The organism is uncultured Spongiibacter sp. (genome assembly GCF_964011655.1).
Lineage (GTDB): Bacteria > Pseudomonadota > Gammaproteobacteria > Pseudomonadales > Spongiibacteraceae > Spongiibacter > Spongiibacter marinus.
Window position 1 is genome coordinate 1 of record NZ_CAXGPO010000014.1, and the last position, 16130, is coordinate 16130.

Genomic DNA, 16130 nt, shown 5'->3' on the forward strand with positions numbered 1-16130 from the left:
CCGTCTCCGTAAGCGAGGTGGCGCATTATAGAGACCCAAACCCCAGAGTCAACACGCCACAACAAACTAATTACAAAAAAATGACAATCGATCAAAACTACAGCAATTAACGCTCAAAACAGCAGCAGGTTGATCAGCTCTTGAGCAGATTAGCGCGCGAGCTGGAAGCGCCGTAGACGCGGCAGGGCCAATACTGCGATAAGCAGGCCATAAATCAGGACCTCTAGATAGCTAGAGCGAACCTGCCAAACAACATGCAGCCACGCCAAGCCCATTACCGGATACATAAGCTGGTGAAGTTGACGCCAACGGCGCCCAAGGCGACGAACCGAATAGTTGTTAGAGGTGACTACCATTGGCAGCATTAGTAGCCAAGCTGCGAAGCCGGCGATGATGTGGGGGCGTTCGCTAAGCTCTTCCAAAACAATGGTCCAGTCCCATGCGAACAGGTAGGTGGCAACAACCAGTATGTGAAGACTGGCATAGAAGCCGGCAAATAAGCCCAACATACGTCGAAACCGGAGCAACCGCGACCACCCCAACCAACTGCGTAGCGCGGAAACTGAAAAAACCACAAGCAGGGCACGGATCGCCCAGTCACCGGTCATCACTATTAACGCTTTAACCGGATCGGGCCCCAAGTCACCAAGGACGGCACCATAAACCACCGCAGCGAGCGGCAGCAGGCATAGCACGAACACCAGGGGCTTACCCCACCCCGTCCCAAGCGGTTGCCGGGCCTTTTCTGTCACATCAGCCATCAAGCCAACCTTCAGTAGTAGCGCCGCAGGTTCATACCTTTGTATAAACTGGCGACCTGCTCTTCGTAGCCATTGAACATCTGCGTGCGAATGCGATTGGGAGACAACAAGCTGCTGGGCAGGCGTCGTTCATAGCGCTGACTCCAACGCGGATGATCCACCTTGGGGTTCACATTGGCATAGAAGCCGTACTCGCGCGGCGCAATGCCCTGCCAGCTGGTTTTGGGCTGACGCTCGGTAAAACGAATTTTTACGATCGACTTGATACTCTTGAACCCGTACTTCCACGGCACAACCAAGCGAATTGGCGCGCCGTTTTGATTTGGCAACTCTCTGCCATACATTCCCACACTCATTAATGTGAGGGGGTGCATGGCCTCATCCATCCGCAAGCCCTCAATATACGGCCAATCGATGGTTGAGAACGCAGAGCGCTGTCCGCGCATTTCAGATGGGCGATACAGGGTTTCAAACTGGATATATTTGGCTTTACTTGTTGGCTGCCACTGTTTGATTAAGTCACTGAGGGGAAAACCAAGCCAGGGAATGACCATTGACCACGCTTCTACACAGCGCAAGCGGTATACCCGCTCCTCTATGTCGACACTCTTTAAAATGTCTTCCAGTGCATACTTGCCCGGTTTATCAACCTCGCCCTCAACGTCGATTGACCACGGGTCGACTGTCAGTGCGCTGGCGTATTTCGCAGGATCAGATTTATCGGTGCCGAACTCATAGAAATTGTTGTACCGGCTGGCATCTGAGAACGGCGTCTGTGCTTCACCTGTATAAAAAGGATTGTCCGCCCGCGCGTCCACCGGCGTGTGCGACAGCGGCGAAGGCGCAGAAAACGCCATCGGCGCCACGGCCATTGCCGCCATGGCTGCAGCCCCCTGCATAAACTCTCTGCGGCGGAGGTAGACCGCCTCCGGGGTAATTTCGCTGCTTGCAATATCATCGGACTTTTTTATCAGCATCGTCGCACTCCTCAACCATAACTAGTGATACGACGCAGCCACAGCGCCAGCGTTACACTTTTGGCGCTTTTACTCGTCGATAAATCGCTTGTACGGGCCCGGACAAGGCATAGAGCAAGACAACCCCCAGCAGTATCCGCGCGGGGTCGACCGAAACCAGGCCGAAGGCCAGCACAACCAATATCATCACTACAAAGGGAACGCGTCCGCGGAAATCGATGCCTTTGAAGCTGTTATAGCGGACGTTCATAATCATCAACATGCCAACGACGGCCATTAACACACCGACAACCGCCGCTAACTCAATGGGCAGCGCCACGCCGATCCAGCCCTCCTCGGCAGAAACCCAGACCACCCCCGCCATAACGGCCGCTGCAGCCGGACTTGCCAGGCCAGTGAAGTAGTTTTTGTCGGCGGTATCAATTTGGGTATTAAAACGCGCTAGCCGCAGCGCCGCACAAGATACATAGACGAAGGCGACTGCCCAGCCGAACTTGCCGAGTTCCGATACGCCCCAGCTAAAAACAACCAGCGCCGGGGCAACACCGAAAGACACCATATCGGCAAGACTGTCGTATTCCGCGCCAAACTTGCTCTGCGCATTCATCAAGCGCGCCACCCGGCCGTCGAGGCCATCGAAAACCATGGCCACGAATATTGCCATCGCAGCCGCTTCAAAGCGGCCATTCATTGCCGAAACAATGGCGAAGAAACCCGAAAACAGCGCCGCGGTGGTAAACAAATTCGGCAGCAAATAAATGCCACGCTTACGCACCGTTTTGCCGTCGACGGAGACTTCCTCCTCATGGTCGTCAATCAGCAGTAGCGCCTCTTTATCAAAGGCCGGCATCGACTTCTTTCCGGTTTGTTCGTCAGCCATAGTGTCCTTATCCGTTCAAACAGCAATTAAGCGTGCATGATAAATTAAATAGTGCTGCGGTACGATGACTGCGCACAGTCCCAAAATGCTTTTACCAGCGGGTCGGCCAGACGCTGTTGCCGCACCACCACGCCGATGTCCATACTCGGCAGCTCAGGCAATATTGTCACCACGCGCACCTTGTCGCGCAAAAAGGACGTATCGAGCACCAAGTCGGGCACGACACCGATTCCCAACCCCAGGCCCACCGTACTGACAATCGCCTCGTGACCACTCACTTGCGCGTAGACATTCGGCCGCAGGCGCTGGCGGCGAAACCACTGCTCGATCAGGCTTCGTGCGACGCCCCGCTCAGGAAGAATAAAAGGTAGTGTATTGAGCAGGGACGCGCTGAACTCCCCACCGTGTCCAGCAATTTGCTCACTGAGGGCGCAGGGAATATTCGGCACCAGCAACTGCAGTGAAGAGCGGCTCAGCGGTAAGTAGTCGAGCCGACTAGGTAATTGCGGCGGGCGAACAGTAATTCCGAGGTCTTCGCCGCCATCAGCGATCCGGTCAACGGCATCAGCTTGATCGCCGGTATGCAGTTTCAGGTCAATGCCGGGGTAGCGCTGACGAAACGTCTCCAAAATCGTACTGAGCACGCTGTAGGCCGCGGTCACCGAACAGAACAGACTGACCTCCCCCTGCAGAGATTCTCCTTGTTGCCGCAGACGCTGAGAAAGCGAGCGCCAACTCAACACCGCCTGCTCAGCGTAGCGCAAGAACTCTCTGCCGGCCGGTGTTAATCTGACACTGCGCCGATCCCGCTCAAACAAAACCACGCCGGCTTCGTCCTCCAAGCGCTGTATCGCCCGGCTGACGGCTGAAACGCTGAGATGCATTGCCTCACTCGTTTTGCCAAAGTGCAGCGACTGGCTCAGGTGAATATAGATCTCCAGTTCTTTGGTTTTCACGACGGCTTCAGTCTCGAAAAATGCAACACAGTTTCCACTATATATCAATTTACGCAATAATAAAGACTTGCTAGAGTGCCTCCCACTAAAAATCCCCTTTACTACACGAGCACATATCAGGAGCCTCACCATGGGTCAGAACTACTTCAACAGCTTGCCGCTGCGCCTGCAGCTCGAAGAGCTGGGTAAATGCCGTTTTATGGATCGCAGCGAGTTTGCAGATGGCTGCAACTACCTGAAAGGTAAGAAAATCGTGATTGTTGGCTGCGGCGCCCAGGGCTTGAACCAGGGCCTGAACCTGCGCGACTCTGGCCTGGACGTTGCTTACGCCCTGCGCGCAAGCGCGATCGAGGAAAAACGCCAAAGTTGGAAAAATGCAACCGAGAACGGTTTTACCGTCGGCACTTACGAAGAGTTGATCCCCACCGCTGACGTGGTGATGAACCTGACCCCAGATAAGCAGCACACCCCTGTGGTCAACGCGGTAATGCCGCTGATGAAAGAAGGCGCTTGCCTCGACTACGCGCACGGCTTCAACCTCGTTGAAGAAGGTATGCAGATCCGCAAAGACATCACCGTTGTTATGTGCTGCCCGAAATGCCCAGGCACCGAGGTTCGCGAAGAGTACAAGCGCGGCTTTGGTGTACCGACGCTCATCGCTGTTCACCGCGAAAACGACCCCAAAGGCGAAGGCATGGCCATTGCCAAAGCGCTGGCATCCGGCACTGGCGGCGACCGCGCTGGCGTATTGGAGTCCTCGCCAATTGCCGAAGTTAAGTCTGACCTGATGGGCGAGCAAACCATCTTGTGCGGCATGCTGCAAACCGGCGCGATCCTGTGCTTCGACAAAATGGTTGCAGAAGGCATTGAGCCCGGCTACGCCTCAAAGCTGATTCAGTACGGCTGGGAAACCGTTACCGAAGGCCTGAAACACGGCGGCATCACCAATATGATGGATCGCCTCAGCAATCCCGCCAAAATCAAAGCGTTCGATTTGGCCGATGAGCTGAAAGACATCATGCGCCCACTGTACGAGAAGCACCAAGACGACATCATCAGCGGTCACTTCTCGAAAACCATGATGGAAGACTGGGCTAACGACGACAAAAACCTGCTGAACTGGCGCGCCGCTACCGCTGAAACCGCGTTTGAAAAGACGCCCTCTGGCGATATGGAAATCAGTGAGCAAGAGTTCTACGACAACGGCATCCTGCTTGTCGCGATGGTTAAAGCCGGTGTTGAGCTGGCCTTCGAGTGCATGGTTGCCGCCGGCATGAAGCCCGAGTCAGCCTACTACGAGTCGCTGCATGAAACGCCGCTGATCGCTAACACTATCGCGCGTCGCAAACTTTATGAGATGAACGTGGTTATTTCTGATACCGCAGAATACGGCTGCTACCTGTTCGACCACGCTTGCCGCCCATTGCTGCAAGACTTTATGAGCAAGGTCTCTACCGATGTTATCGGCAAAGGCCTTAACGTCAAAGACGGCGGTGTTGATAACGCTGAGCTGATCGCGGTTAACGCAGAAATTCGCAACCACCCCGTTGAGGTCGTTGGTCAGAAATTGCGTAGCTACATGACGGCGATGAAGAAAATTGTCTAAACACTTTTAAGGCTTAGACAAAAGGGCGCCTACAGGCGCCCTTTTTTGTTGCATGCTTTGGTAATCGCGTTGATGTCAGCGCGGCGTATTCATCGCCGCTCTCTGATCGCTGGTGCCAACCGCGCTCCCCAAATCGAAATCGCCAACCATATTATTGAGCTCTTCCGCTTGAGCGGCCAACTCCTCGGCAGCACTGGAAGATTCCTCAGAGTCCGCAGCGGCTGATTGCACAACCTTATCCATTGCCGCCATTGCCTTGGTGATTTCATCAATTCCCTTCGCCTGAATCTCACTGGAGCTGAATATTTCATTCACCAGCTCGGTCACCTGCCCAATGGCCGAAATAATGTCTGAAAAACCGCTATTGACCTCACTCGACAGCGCGCCGCCGTCCTCCGCAGATTCGGCGCTTTGCGCAATCAATGACTGCGTTTTATCTGCAGCGGTCTTCGCGCGAAGCGCCAGGTTCCTCACTTCTTCCGCAACCACCGCAAAACTGCGGCCTGCCTCTCCCGCTCGGGCAGCTTCAACCGCCGCATTTAGAGCCAGCAAGTTGGTTTGGAAAGCAATCTCGTTGATATCGCTGATAATATCCTGGGTATCTTGTGTCGCACTTTTAATTCGCGTCATCGCCGCCAGCATTTTCTCCATCGTCTCGCTGCCTCGCTCAGCAAGCCCCTGGGTCTGCGCCGCCCGGTCTTTGGCCAATCGCGTGCTATCCACATTCTTGCGCGTTTCCTCACTGAGACTCTCTAAGGAGCGCCCGGTTTCCTCAAGGGAGGCCGCCTGCTGCGACGCGCCAATGGCCACCGAGTGACTACTCGACGCAATCAAACCTGCGGCAGACGACACCTGTTCCGACGCCACCGACACGTGGCTGAGCGAGCTTCGCAGCTGGGAAACCGCCGAATTCACATAGCCCTTCAGTTCACCAAAGCGCCCCTTAAAGTCGCTCTTCACCCTGCGCGTAAGCTGATTGCTCGCCACGGCTTGCATCACATCTGCCACCTCATTGATCGGCAGCGTAATGGCATCGAGCATAAAGTTAATACTCGACAGCAACTCTAAGTTATCACCCTGAAAGCCATCTAACGTCGCTCGGTCATCAAGATAACCTTGACGGGCGGCGTCGATCAGCCGTGCAACCTCTGACATTGCCTGTTTGCGCTCGGTGATATCCGTCGCATATTTCACAACCTTGAAAACGCGCCCCCGCAGGTCTTTTATCGGCGTATACGAGGCTTGTATCCATATCTCACGGCCGCCCTTCGCCAAGCGCTTGAATTCACCAACACGGGCTTGACCCTGCGCCAGAGAACGCCAGAACTGCGCGTAATCTGCCGATTTGGCGTACTCGCCATCAACAAAAAGCCGATGATGCCGGCCTTTTACTTCCTCCAGCGAATACCCCATCGCCTGAAGAAAATTGTCATTTGCCGACAAGATCGTGCCATCAACTTCAAATTCAATAACTGCCTGACTCGCAGAAATACCCTCGATTTGCCCCTGATAATCGGCATTCACCCGCTTTTGTTGAGTGATGTCACTGGCATATTTCACTATTTTGAATACCTTGCCATCGACATCGCGAATCGGTGTATAGGACGCCTGAATCCAAACATCGTCACCGCGTTTATTGAGCCTGCAAAACTCGCCAAGTTTCGCCTGCCCCTCAGCCAAGTCGAGCCAGAATTGCCGGTACTCCTGACCGGCTCGGAAAGCCGGGTCAACAAATATGCCGTGGTGCTTGCCAACCACCTCGTCAAGGCGATAGCCCATCACCGAAAGAAAGTTGTCATTGGCATCAATTATCGTTCCATCGATATCAAAATGGATAACTGCCTGCACCGAATTAATTGCATCGATCTGACCTTTAAAATCGGCATGCAACATTTTTTGCTCAGTGATATCAGTGGCGTATTTCACCACCTTCACCACATCACCTTGAACATCTCTGATTGGCGTATAGGAGGCTTGAATCCACACGACTCGGCCACCCTTGGCAATGCGTCGATATTCACCTACCTGCGCGTCGCCGCGAGCCAAGGACTGCCAAAACAGTGCATAGTCGCTAGAATTCCGCGTTTCAGGCGAAACGAACATCGAGTGATGCTGGCCTTGTATCTCTTCAAGCTGGTAGCCCATCGTTTGCAGAAACAAGGAGTTGGCATCAAGGATGGTGCCACTGGGGTCAAACTGAATGACTGCCTGGCTGGCATTGATCGCCGTAATCTGCCCCAAATAGTCGAGGTCGAGCGCCTTCTGCCGGGTAATATCGCTCGCGACTTTAATAATGCGCGTAACGTGCCCCTCGTCATTAACCACCGGGTTATACGAGGCCTGAATCCAAAATACTGAACCATGCTTGTCATAGCGGCAAAACTCGCCGCTCTGCGACTGGCCGTCGCGAAGTGACTGCCAGAATGCACGGTATTCCTGCGAGGCAGCATAGTCGGCGCGGACAAATACCCGATGGTGCGAGCCCTTCAGCTCGTCGCTACTGTAACCGGTGACGTCCAAGAAATTCTGATTGGCTCTTAGAATATTGCCGTCGGGGTCAAACTCTATGACGGCCTGAGACTCTTCTATCGCCGCAAGGGTCTGCAGCAACTGATCTCGGCTGGGTGCTGAGGGGGCCATGACAATGCGTCCTGATTATTTATATTGGTGTTTCAGGGAAAGCAGTAGCAATACTTTCTTGACGAGTGTGGTTAAAAATCAAGCGACTGACTATACGTAAAGTCCGCGCGCAAGCCGCCAGCGGATAATTCGAAAATGGCCCCCAATCATCGCCGATATCTGCGATAATTCAGCGTTTTCAACGGCCTCTCAGCAATTATGCAAAACGCGCAAAATTACGATGTTATCGTCCTTGGCGGTGGCGCCTCGGGCCTGCTTTGCGCTTTCACAGCCGCCCAGCGCGGACGCCGTGTATTGGTGCTTGAACGCGCAAACAAGGTCGGCAAAAAAATCCTAATGTCCGGCGGCGGCCGCTGCAATTTCACCAATTACTTCGTCGATGCAAACAACTTCATTTCAGAGAATCGGCACTTCTGTAAGTCGGCCCTAAAGCGCTACGGCGCCTGGGACTTTATCGGCATGGTCGAGCGGTACGGCATCGCCTATGAGGAGCGCAAGCACAGCCAGCTTTTTTGCCTGAACTCTGCCAAAGATATCCTGAGCATGCTTCTTGAGGAATGTTCGCAAGCGGGTGTTGAGATTCGCTGTAAGATCGAGCTGGAGGGCGTTCAAGCGCTAGAGGCGCGCGCGGGCTACCAATTGCACATCCGCCAGGATACCAGCGCTCTTTCTCTGCACTGCCAGTCACTTGTTGTGGCAACGGGCGGGCTTTCCATACCGACCCTAGGTGGCAGTAGCGTCGGTTATCAACTCGCCGAGCAATTTGGCCTTGGCGTGACGCCGCGCAGAGCGGGCCTGGTGCCCTTTATGTTTAGCGACCAGAGCAAAGGTCTGTGCGAACGCTTGGCAGGCCTGGCTGTTGATGTCTCAGCAACGTGTAATGGCCAGACCTTTCGCGAAAATTTGCTTTTCACTCACCGCGGCCTAAGCGGACCGGTGATGCTACAAATCTCCAACTATTGGCACCCCGGTGGCGCCCTTCACATCGACCTGCTGCCTGATATCAACGCCGAGCAATGGCTCATTGAAGCGAAGTCACAGCAGCCTAAATCGCTATTGCGCAGTGTCCTGGGGCAACGCTTGGCGAAAGGCTTGGTGCAGGAATTCCAGACCCTTTGGTGGCCAGAGCACGCCGATACCCCTATGGCTGAGCTCAGTGAGAAATTGCTACGCCGCATCGCCGCACAGCTGAATAACTGGGTCGTCAAACCCTCGGCAACCGAGGGCTACCGGACAGCAGAAGTCACCCTGGGTGGCGTGGATACCGATGGCATCAGTTCCCAAACCATGGAGGCGACGTCACAGCCTGGGTTGTACTTTGTCGGCGAAGTTCTCGATGTCACCGGCTGGCTGGGTGGTTTTAACTTTCAATGGGCCTGGTCTTCGGGTTACGTCGCAGGATTACACGTATAGGGTGTTCGAAGCACGGCGCAATACAGGATAGAATATCGCCCTCTTTACCCAACGCTTGAGGCCCAGCATGGCATCGCTGCAAGAACAGCTACTTAAGGCAGGCATCGCCGACGAAAAGAAAGCCAAAAAAATTAAGCAGGAGCAGCGCAAGGCCAAAAAAGCCAACAAGGGTAAGCCTCAGGTCGATGAGGGCAAGCTCGCCGCGCAACGTGCACTGGCAGAAAAGGCCGAGCGCGACCGCGAGATAAATCGCCAGCGCCAAGCCGAAGTGGAGAAAAAGGCGATTTATGCGCAGATTTTGCAGTTAGTCGACATCAATAAGGTCGATCGCAAACAGGGTGATATCGCCTACCAATTTACCGATGGTAAGAAGATCAAGCGCATTTACGTCACCAATGCTCTACAGGAGCAACTGGTAAAAGGGCTGCTTGCCATCGTCAAGGTCCGAGACAGCTTTGAGCTCGTGCCTGCCGCCATCGCCGATAAAATCAAACAACGCGATGCCAGCGTGATCGTTCTGCACAATGAAAAACCTGCGGACCAGCCCGAGGAAGACGATCCCTACGCCGATTACCAAATCCCTGACGACCTGATGTGGTAATGACAGACGCCACTCTAAGCACTCAGGACAATGCTCGACAGGTATTGCAATCGGTATTCGGTTATTCGGACTTTCGCAACCACCAAGCAGAGATTGTCGAGCAACTGATCGACGGCGGTGATGCGCTGGTGTTAATGCCCACAGGCGGCGGTAAGTCACTGTGCTTTCAAATCCCGGCATTGATCCGCAACGGCACCGCTATCGTCATCTCGCCATTAATTGCGCTCATGCAGGACCAAGTTGATGCCCTGCAGCAAAATGGCATTCGCGCCGCCTGCCTGAACTCTGCACTAGACGGTATGGCCGTACGCGAAGTCGAGCAGCAGTTAACACACGGCGAGCTCGACCTACTTTACATCGCGCCAGAGCGGTTGATGATGCCGCGAATGCAGCGTTTGCTTTCGCAAGTGCACATCGCCTTATTCGCCATCGATGAAGCCCACTGTGTATCCCAATGGGGGCACGACTTCCGCCCCGAGTACATCCAGCTTTCAATCCTTCATCAGTATTTCCCCGACGTGCCGCGCATCGCCTTAACTGCAACGGCCGACGAGCGCACCCAACAGGAAATTATTCAGCGTCTCGGCTTAGAGCAGGCACGCGTCTTCAATAACGGTTTTGACCGCCCGAATATCCGCTACCGCATCGCTGAAAATAACGGCAATGCCCGAGAACAATTGTTGCGCTTTATACGCAATGAACACGACGGCGAGGCCGGCATTGTCTACTGCTTATCACGAAAACGTGTCGACGACACCGCAAAGTGGCTCAGCGAGAAGGGGCTTAGGGCGCTGCCCTATCATGCGGGTCTCTCCAACGAGACTCGCCAACAAAACCAAAGCCGATTTTTACGCGAAGACGGCATAATTATCGTGGCCACCATCGCGTTTGGCATGGGTATCGACAAACCCGACGTGAGGTTTGTTGCCCACCTTAACCTGCCAAAAAGCATCGAGGCCTATTACCAGGAAACCGGCCGCGCCGGGCGCGATGGCTTACCCTCTGACGCCTGGATGCTCTATGGCCTGCAGGATGTCATCACGCTGCGTCAAATGCAGGAAAGCTCCGACGCCGATGACAGCTACAAACGCATAGAGCGGCACAAATTAGATGCCATGCTTGGGCTTTGCGAACAGGAAAGCTGTCGGCGGCAGGCCCTGCTGCACTATTTTGGCGACAGGCTGGACAAGCCCTGCGGCAATTGCGACAACTGTCTATCGCCACCGGAAACATGGGATGCCACCGTCGCTGCGCAGAAGGCACTATCTTGCGCCTACCGAACCGGCCAGCGCTTTGGTGTCAATTATCTGGTAGACGTTTTGCAAGGTAAGGCCAATAGCCGCATTCAGCAATTCGGGCACGACAAACTCACGGTTTTCGGTATTGGCAAGGAACTGAATACTAGCCAATGGCGGGGCCTGTTTCGCCAGCTTATCGCCAGGCGCCTGCTGAGCGTAGACCTGGATGGCCATGGCAGCGTGCAGCTCAGCCAAAGTGCCAGACCGATTCTGCGCGGCGAGCAAACCTTAACCTTGCGCAAGCTGGCGAAGGTGAGCGCCGGTAAAACACGCTCCAGCAATTTCGCCAATACCGCCCACAGCCAACTGTGGGAAGCTCTGCGCGCTCACCGCAAACAACTGGCCGACGAGCAAGGCGTTCCCGCCTACGTGATCTTTCACGATGCGACACTGGCTGAAATGGCGGAGAGGCAGCCGCAAAACCGCGAGCAACTCGCACTTATTTCCGGGATTGGCGAACGCAAGCTCGACGCCTACGGAGACAGTTTTCTCGAGGTTATTCACGAGAATATTGGCAGCCAACCTCAATCCGGTGACAGCAATGCAGAGACTGTGTTGCTGCTCTGTCAGGGTATGACCCCGCTGGAAATTGCCCACCGCAGAGAGCTTACCGTCGCGACCGTATACCGCCACCTGGCAAAGGCAATCCGCGAGGGCGAATTGGAGCTCGCTGACGTGGTCGCCCTCGACGAGGCCGAGCTGCAGGAAATTCGCTTTGCCTTCGAACACAGCGAAGACAAGCGCCTTAAGCCGATCTACGAGGCTCTTGGCGGCGAATACGACTACGGTATTTTGGAGTGTGTACGCGCCGCCAGTTAAGCCAACTGCCAACAAGATCCAGCATTGCCTATACTGCGTATTACACAGTTTTGCAATTTGTATCACAGAGAGGATCTGACCTTGGTTTCCTGGCTTAGCCAACACACCCTTCCCCGCCGGCTCCTCTCCATTTTGCTTATTACGACGTTCGCCGCGCTGATGCTCGCCACCGCCGTTATTTGGGTGCCGCTCTTTTGGCTACTTGGATGGGGCTTTCCCGCAAGCCGGTCGGGCCTGCGTTGCCTTACATTTATCAGCCTGTTCCTCTTCTGCGAGGTCGCGGGCATTCTCGCCAGCACTTGGCTGTGGTTGCGCTACGCCATAACCGCTAACACCCAGTCCGAGGGCTACTTACGCGCCAACAGCGCGCTGCAATACTGGTGGGCAGACACCTTGCGACGCGGCGCAGAACGCCTGTTTCGCCTGCGTTTTGAAATCACCGGCCAAGAGGCCCTGGAAGGTAACGCCGCGATACTGCTGCCACGGCACACAAGTATTGGCGACACGGTATTGCCCATGTCTTTTTATGCCATACCGAAGGCTTTTCGCGTGCGCTATGTTTTAAAACGCGAGCTGCTCATGGATCCCTGCCTGGATATCGTGGGTAACCGCCTACCCAACGTGTTCCTAAACCGCGTAGCCGAGGACATGGGGCCAGAACTCAGCGCTCTGAGCACCCTGGCCGCCACCGCCTCCGAGCAAGAGACGCTGATTATTTATATGGAAGGAACGCGGTTTTCGACGGCCAAGCGCCAGCGGCTGCTTGAGTCCTTTCAAAAAAAGAACGATCAGAAAGCCCTGCGAAATGCCGAGCAGTGGACCCATCTCTTGCCTATTCGGCCTGCCGGCGCACTGGCACTGATGGCCGGCGCCCCGGACAAAGACCTCGTGTTTTTTGCACATAGCGGCTTCGAGAAGTCATCCAGCTTCGCCAGTTTGTTCAACGGCGGCTGGATGGATACCACCGTTAAACTCAAGTTTTGGCGCATACCCGCAAGTAGCATTCCTGCCGACGACGCTGGCCGACGCGAGCTACTGATAAACCAATGGCATAGAATGCAAGATGAAGTCGATGCTATGCATCGCGGTGTGGGCTAGTCTGCTCGGCAGCAATATTTTCGATAAGCCCCATCACTAAACGCACCGCAGCGCGCACCACGGTCCCTTTTGCAATGGCATAGTCGCTGCGCAACCAGTGGGTTGCCGCCTGCCGCATGGCGCCAACCAGCGACATACCCAGCATCAGCGCTTCCTCATCGTCGAGCTGCCACTGAGGGTAGACGTAACGTGCCAGCTCCAGAATCAAGTCTGAAAAAGACATTATGTAACCGTGGTACAACTGCTCAACTTCAGGGCTGATTCCCTCTAACTCCACCATACATACGCGCGCGACGCGGGGATCTTCCAGCGCGGTGAAGTAGGCGTCCAGCATTCGCTCAACAAGCTGCCTTACCGACATGCCAGGCGGCGCATCCATCACACTGTCGTAAATGCGCTGGCGTATCTGCCCCATATGAAGCTCGTACACTTCGGTTAATAGCGTCTGTAAATTGTCAAAACTTTCGTAAAAGTAGCGATCGGTTAATTTTGCTTGGCGGCATAATTTGCGCACCGTCGCAGCGCGAAAACCCTCTGTGCCAAAGATTTCTAATCCTGCCTCAAGGAATTGCTGCCGCCGAGCAGCCCGCCTCTCCTCCGCCTTTACACCGCCGTATACCCGGCCACTGGTCGCATTTTCAGCGACGGTTTTCACACTGTCATTTGCCATGACAGCAATTTGACATCACGCGTCGTCAAAAGTAAAGTGAAGACACTTGTCATCAGATATAGCCAAATGGGCTGCTCACAGATAGGAAAAACAACGATGAGTGAACAACAGCAGGCAAGCCGCCATCAGGTTGTGATTATTGGCAGTGGCTTCGGGGGGCAGTGCGCGGCAATAAACCTGAAGAAAAATGGTATCGATGACTACGTCATCCTCGAACGACGCGACTTTATGGGCGGTACCTGGTGCCAGAATACCTACCCCGGCGCCGCGGTAGATGTGCAATCAGCGCTCTACTCCATCGCATCAGAGCCCTATGACTGGTCACAAATGTTTGCCGACGGTGACGAGCTACAACGCTATACCAATCACGTCATCGACAAACACCGTCTCAGAGAGAAAACACGCACTGGCTGCAATGTCAGCAGTATTCGCTGGCAGGAAGCGTCGCAACAGTGGCAGGTGAGTTGTGAGGACGGCCGCCGCTTTCTCGCGCAATTTATCATTAATGCCTCTGGCCCGCTAAGCACCCCGGTTATTCCGGCTTTCAAAGGTCGCGAGCGCTTCGAGGGGCACAGCTTCCACACTAATAATTGGGATCACAATTACGACTACCGCGGTAAAAAGGTGGCGATTATTGGCAGTGGCGCCAGTGCAGCACAAGTGATTCCCGCTATCGCAGAAGACGTTGCGCAATTGCATGTCTTTCAACGCAGTCCCCACTGGGTGATTCCACGCCCAGACTATCGATTCAAACCTTGGCAACGCGCGATTCTGCGGCGCCGCTGGGCGTACAAGCTACTTCGCCAAGCCGTTTATTGGGCACTGGAGAGCCGCGTTATTGGCTTTAAATACTCCGAAGCCATGCTGAATATTCTCGCCAAACGCCGCGCCCTCAAGCACATTAACAAACAGATTGCCGACCCTGAGCTGCGCGCTAAAGTAACGCCGGACTACACCATCGGCTGCAAACGTATCATCTTGTCAGATACCCTCTACCCCGCCTACTGCCGCGATAACGTCACGCTTCACAGCAGCGAAGACGGCATTGCCGAGATCACCGAGCGCGGCATTCGCACGCAGCAGGGCCAAGACCTGGATCTGGACTTGATCGTCTACTCCACCGGCTACGATGCCACTGACGGTGTTATCTCATACTCCGTTGAAGGCCGCGGCGGCCAAACCTTGCAATCGGCATGGGCGGAGTTCCCACGGGCGTACCTGGGCACCAGTATGCCCGGCTTCCCGAATTTATTTGTGGTGACAGGGCCGAATACCGGCATCGGCCACACCTCGGCCATCGTGATCATCGAGGCGCAGATGGACTACATCATGAACAGCATTCGCGCGGTTCAACGCAGCAATAGTAAGACTATTGAGGTCAATCGCGACGCAGAGAAACGCTACACCGAGCACATCCACAGCGAAATGGAGCGCACCGTGTGGAAGTCCGGCGGCTGCAACAGCTGGTATCAGAGCAAAAGTGGCCATGTCATCGCCATGTTCCCGGGCTTCAGTTTCACCTATCGACGCTGGACACGGAATTTCCGCCCCAACGACCACCAACTTTCCTAGGCAAAATAATGAAAAACCTGATTAACAAAGTTGTTGTAATCACGGGGGCCGGCTCGGGTATGGGTCGCGCCTACGCCCATACCTTCTCCGCTCAAGGTTGCAAACTCGCGCTGTGTGACCTCGGCAGCGACGGCCTGACCGAGACCGTGGCGCAGCTAGACACCAACTCGGCAGATGTCTTTCATCAGAGCGTAGACGTCAGCGACCCTGCCGCCATGACGGATTTTGCCGACGCGGTGAAACGTCAATTGGGGCCGGCACATATTGTTATCAATAACGCCGGCATCGAAGGCAGCGCCAAACCAACCTGGGCAACAGATCTTAGTGACTATCGCCGCGTAATGGATGTGAACTACTTCGGCGTTATCCACGGCTGCCAGGCCTTTCTCCCCCACCTACGGGCCAATAATGAGGGTGCCATTGTCAATATTTCCAGCATCTTCGGTTTGGTGGGCACCCCGAATCACAGCGACTACTGCGGCAGTAAATTTGCGGTGCGCGGCTATACCGAAGCACTGATGGCCGAACTGCATACCAGTCCCATTCAAGTCCATCTCGTGCACCCGGGCGGCATCGACACAAATATTGCGCGCCAGGATCGCAGCCGCGCTTTCTCCGACCACTTCCTCAGTACCAAACCGGAGGCAATTGCTGCCAAACTCATCACCTGTATTCGCCGCAATCAGCCGCGCCTGGTGTACGGCAACGGGTCGGGCAAAACCTGGTTGGGTGCGCGCTTCGTCCCACTTAAGTGGCTAAGCAGTATCATATGGCGCGAAATGCGCCCGGTCATCGACCTAAGCGAATACCCCAAACAACCTTAACCCGCCATAATAATT

13 protein-coding genes are annotated in these 16130 nt (G+C 54.8%); 7 read left to right on the forward strand and 6 right to left on the reverse strand.

The features are described 5' to 3' along the window. Nucleotides 1-149 precede the first annotated feature (149 nt). Genes ABNS66_RS08560 through ilvY form a run of 4 tightly spaced genes read right to left on the reverse strand, consistent with a single transcriptional unit; the run spans nt 150 to nt 3574 of the window. Entirely contained in the window at nt 150-761 is a 612-nt protein-coding gene (locus ABNS66_RS08560; RefSeq protein ID WP_286839925.1) for a protein-methionine-sulfoxide reductase heme-binding subunit MsrQ, read from the reverse strand. An 11-nt stretch (nt 762-772) separates the two neighbouring features. Then, nucleotides 773-1738 (reverse strand): protein-methionine-sulfoxide reductase catalytic subunit MsrP, encoded by a 966-nt coding sequence (msrP, locus tag ABNS66_RS08565; protein ID WP_286694554.1) that lies wholly within the window; start codon nt 1736-1738, stop codon nt 773-775. A gap of 52 nt (nt 1739-1790) precedes the next feature. Beyond that, nucleotides 1791-2618: a CDP-diacylglycerol--serine O-phosphatidyltransferase gene (pssA, locus tag ABNS66_RS08570; RefSeq protein WP_286839924.1), complete on the reverse strand. Its 828-nt coding sequence runs from the start codon at nt 2616-2618 to the stop codon at nt 1791-1793. A 44-nt stretch (nt 2619-2662) separates the two neighbouring features. After that, nucleotides 2663-3574: an HTH-type transcriptional activator IlvY gene (ilvY, locus tag ABNS66_RS08575; RefSeq protein ID WP_286839922.1), complete on the reverse strand. Its 912-nt coding sequence runs from the start codon at nt 3572-3574 to the stop codon at nt 2663-2665. Nucleotides 3575-3704: 130 nt separating this feature from the next. Between ilvY and ilvC the strand changes: the two genes are divergently transcribed. After that, a complete protein-coding gene (gene ilvC / locus ABNS66_RS08580) occupies nt 3705-5180 on the forward strand; it encodes a ketol-acid reductoisomerase (RefSeq protein ID WP_286694552.1) in 1476 nt (491 codons plus the stop codon). Nucleotides 5181-5255: 75 nt separating this feature from the next. Here the strand turns inward: ilvC and ABNS66_RS08585 are convergent, their stop codons facing one another. Continuing rightward, nucleotides 5256-7820: a PAS domain S-box protein gene (locus ABNS66_RS08585; RefSeq protein WP_286839920.1), complete on the reverse strand. Its 2565-nt coding sequence runs from the start codon at nt 7818-7820 to the stop codon at nt 5256-5258. Nucleotides 7821-8018: 198 nt separating this feature from the next. On the opposite strand from ABNS66_RS08585, the gene ABNS66_RS08590 reads away from it, so the two are divergent. The 4 genes from ABNS66_RS08590 to ABNS66_RS08605 all read left to right on the forward strand — a co-directional run bounded on the left by ABNS66_RS08590 (nt 8019) and on the right by ABNS66_RS08605 (nt 13049). Continuing rightward, nucleotides 8019-9233 (forward strand): NAD(P)/FAD-dependent oxidoreductase, encoded by a 1215-nt coding sequence (locus ABNS66_RS08590; protein ID WP_286839918.1) that lies wholly within the window; start codon nt 8019-8021, stop codon nt 9231-9233. 67 nt (nt 9234-9300) lie between these two features. Beyond that, the gene (locus tag ABNS66_RS08595) at nt 9301-9834 is read left to right on the forward strand and encodes a DUF2058 domain-containing protein (protein ID WP_286839916.1); all 534 of its coding nucleotides are present in this window, start codon (nt 9301-9303) and stop codon (nt 9832-9834) included. Beyond that, nucleotides 9834-11951: a DNA helicase RecQ gene (gene recQ / locus ABNS66_RS08600; protein ID WP_286839913.1), complete on the forward strand. Its 2118-nt coding sequence runs from the start codon at nt 9834-9836 to the stop codon at nt 11949-11951. Before ABNS66_RS08595 ends, recQ begins: the two co-directional genes overlap by 1 nt. An 81-nt stretch (nt 11952-12032) precedes the next feature. Beyond that, nucleotides 12033-13049 carry a 1-acyl-sn-glycerol-3-phosphate acyltransferase gene (locus tag ABNS66_RS08605; protein ID WP_286839910.1) on the forward strand — a complete coding sequence of 339 codons (1017 nt, stop codon included), beginning with the start codon at nt 12033-12035 and terminating at the stop codon, nt 13047-13049. Here ABNS66_RS08605 and ABNS66_RS08610 read toward each other — a convergent pair. Then, nucleotides 13027-13719 (reverse strand): TetR family transcriptional regulator, encoded by a 693-nt coding sequence (locus ABNS66_RS08610; RefSeq protein WP_204995339.1) that lies wholly within the window; start codon nt 13717-13719, stop codon nt 13027-13029. The two genes, ABNS66_RS08605 and ABNS66_RS08610, sit on opposite strands and share 23 nt — an antisense overlap. 96 nt (nt 13720-13815) lie before the next feature. Between ABNS66_RS08610 and ABNS66_RS08615 the strand changes: the two genes are divergently transcribed. Together ABNS66_RS08615 and ABNS66_RS08620 are read left to right on the forward strand one after the other, a co-directional pair. Then, the gene (locus ABNS66_RS08615; RefSeq protein WP_204995338.1) at nt 13816-15291 is read left to right on the forward strand and encodes an NAD(P)/FAD-dependent oxidoreductase; all 1476 of its coding nucleotides are present in this window, start codon (nt 13816-13818) and stop codon (nt 15289-15291) included. A gap of 8 nt (nt 15292-15299) precedes the next feature. Beyond that, nucleotides 15300-16115 carry an SDR family oxidoreductase gene (locus ABNS66_RS08620; RefSeq protein WP_286839907.1) on the forward strand — a complete coding sequence of 272 codons (816 nt, stop codon included), beginning with the start codon at nt 15300-15302 and terminating at the stop codon, nt 16113-16115. The last annotated feature ends 15 nt before the right edge of the window (nt 16116-16130 follow it).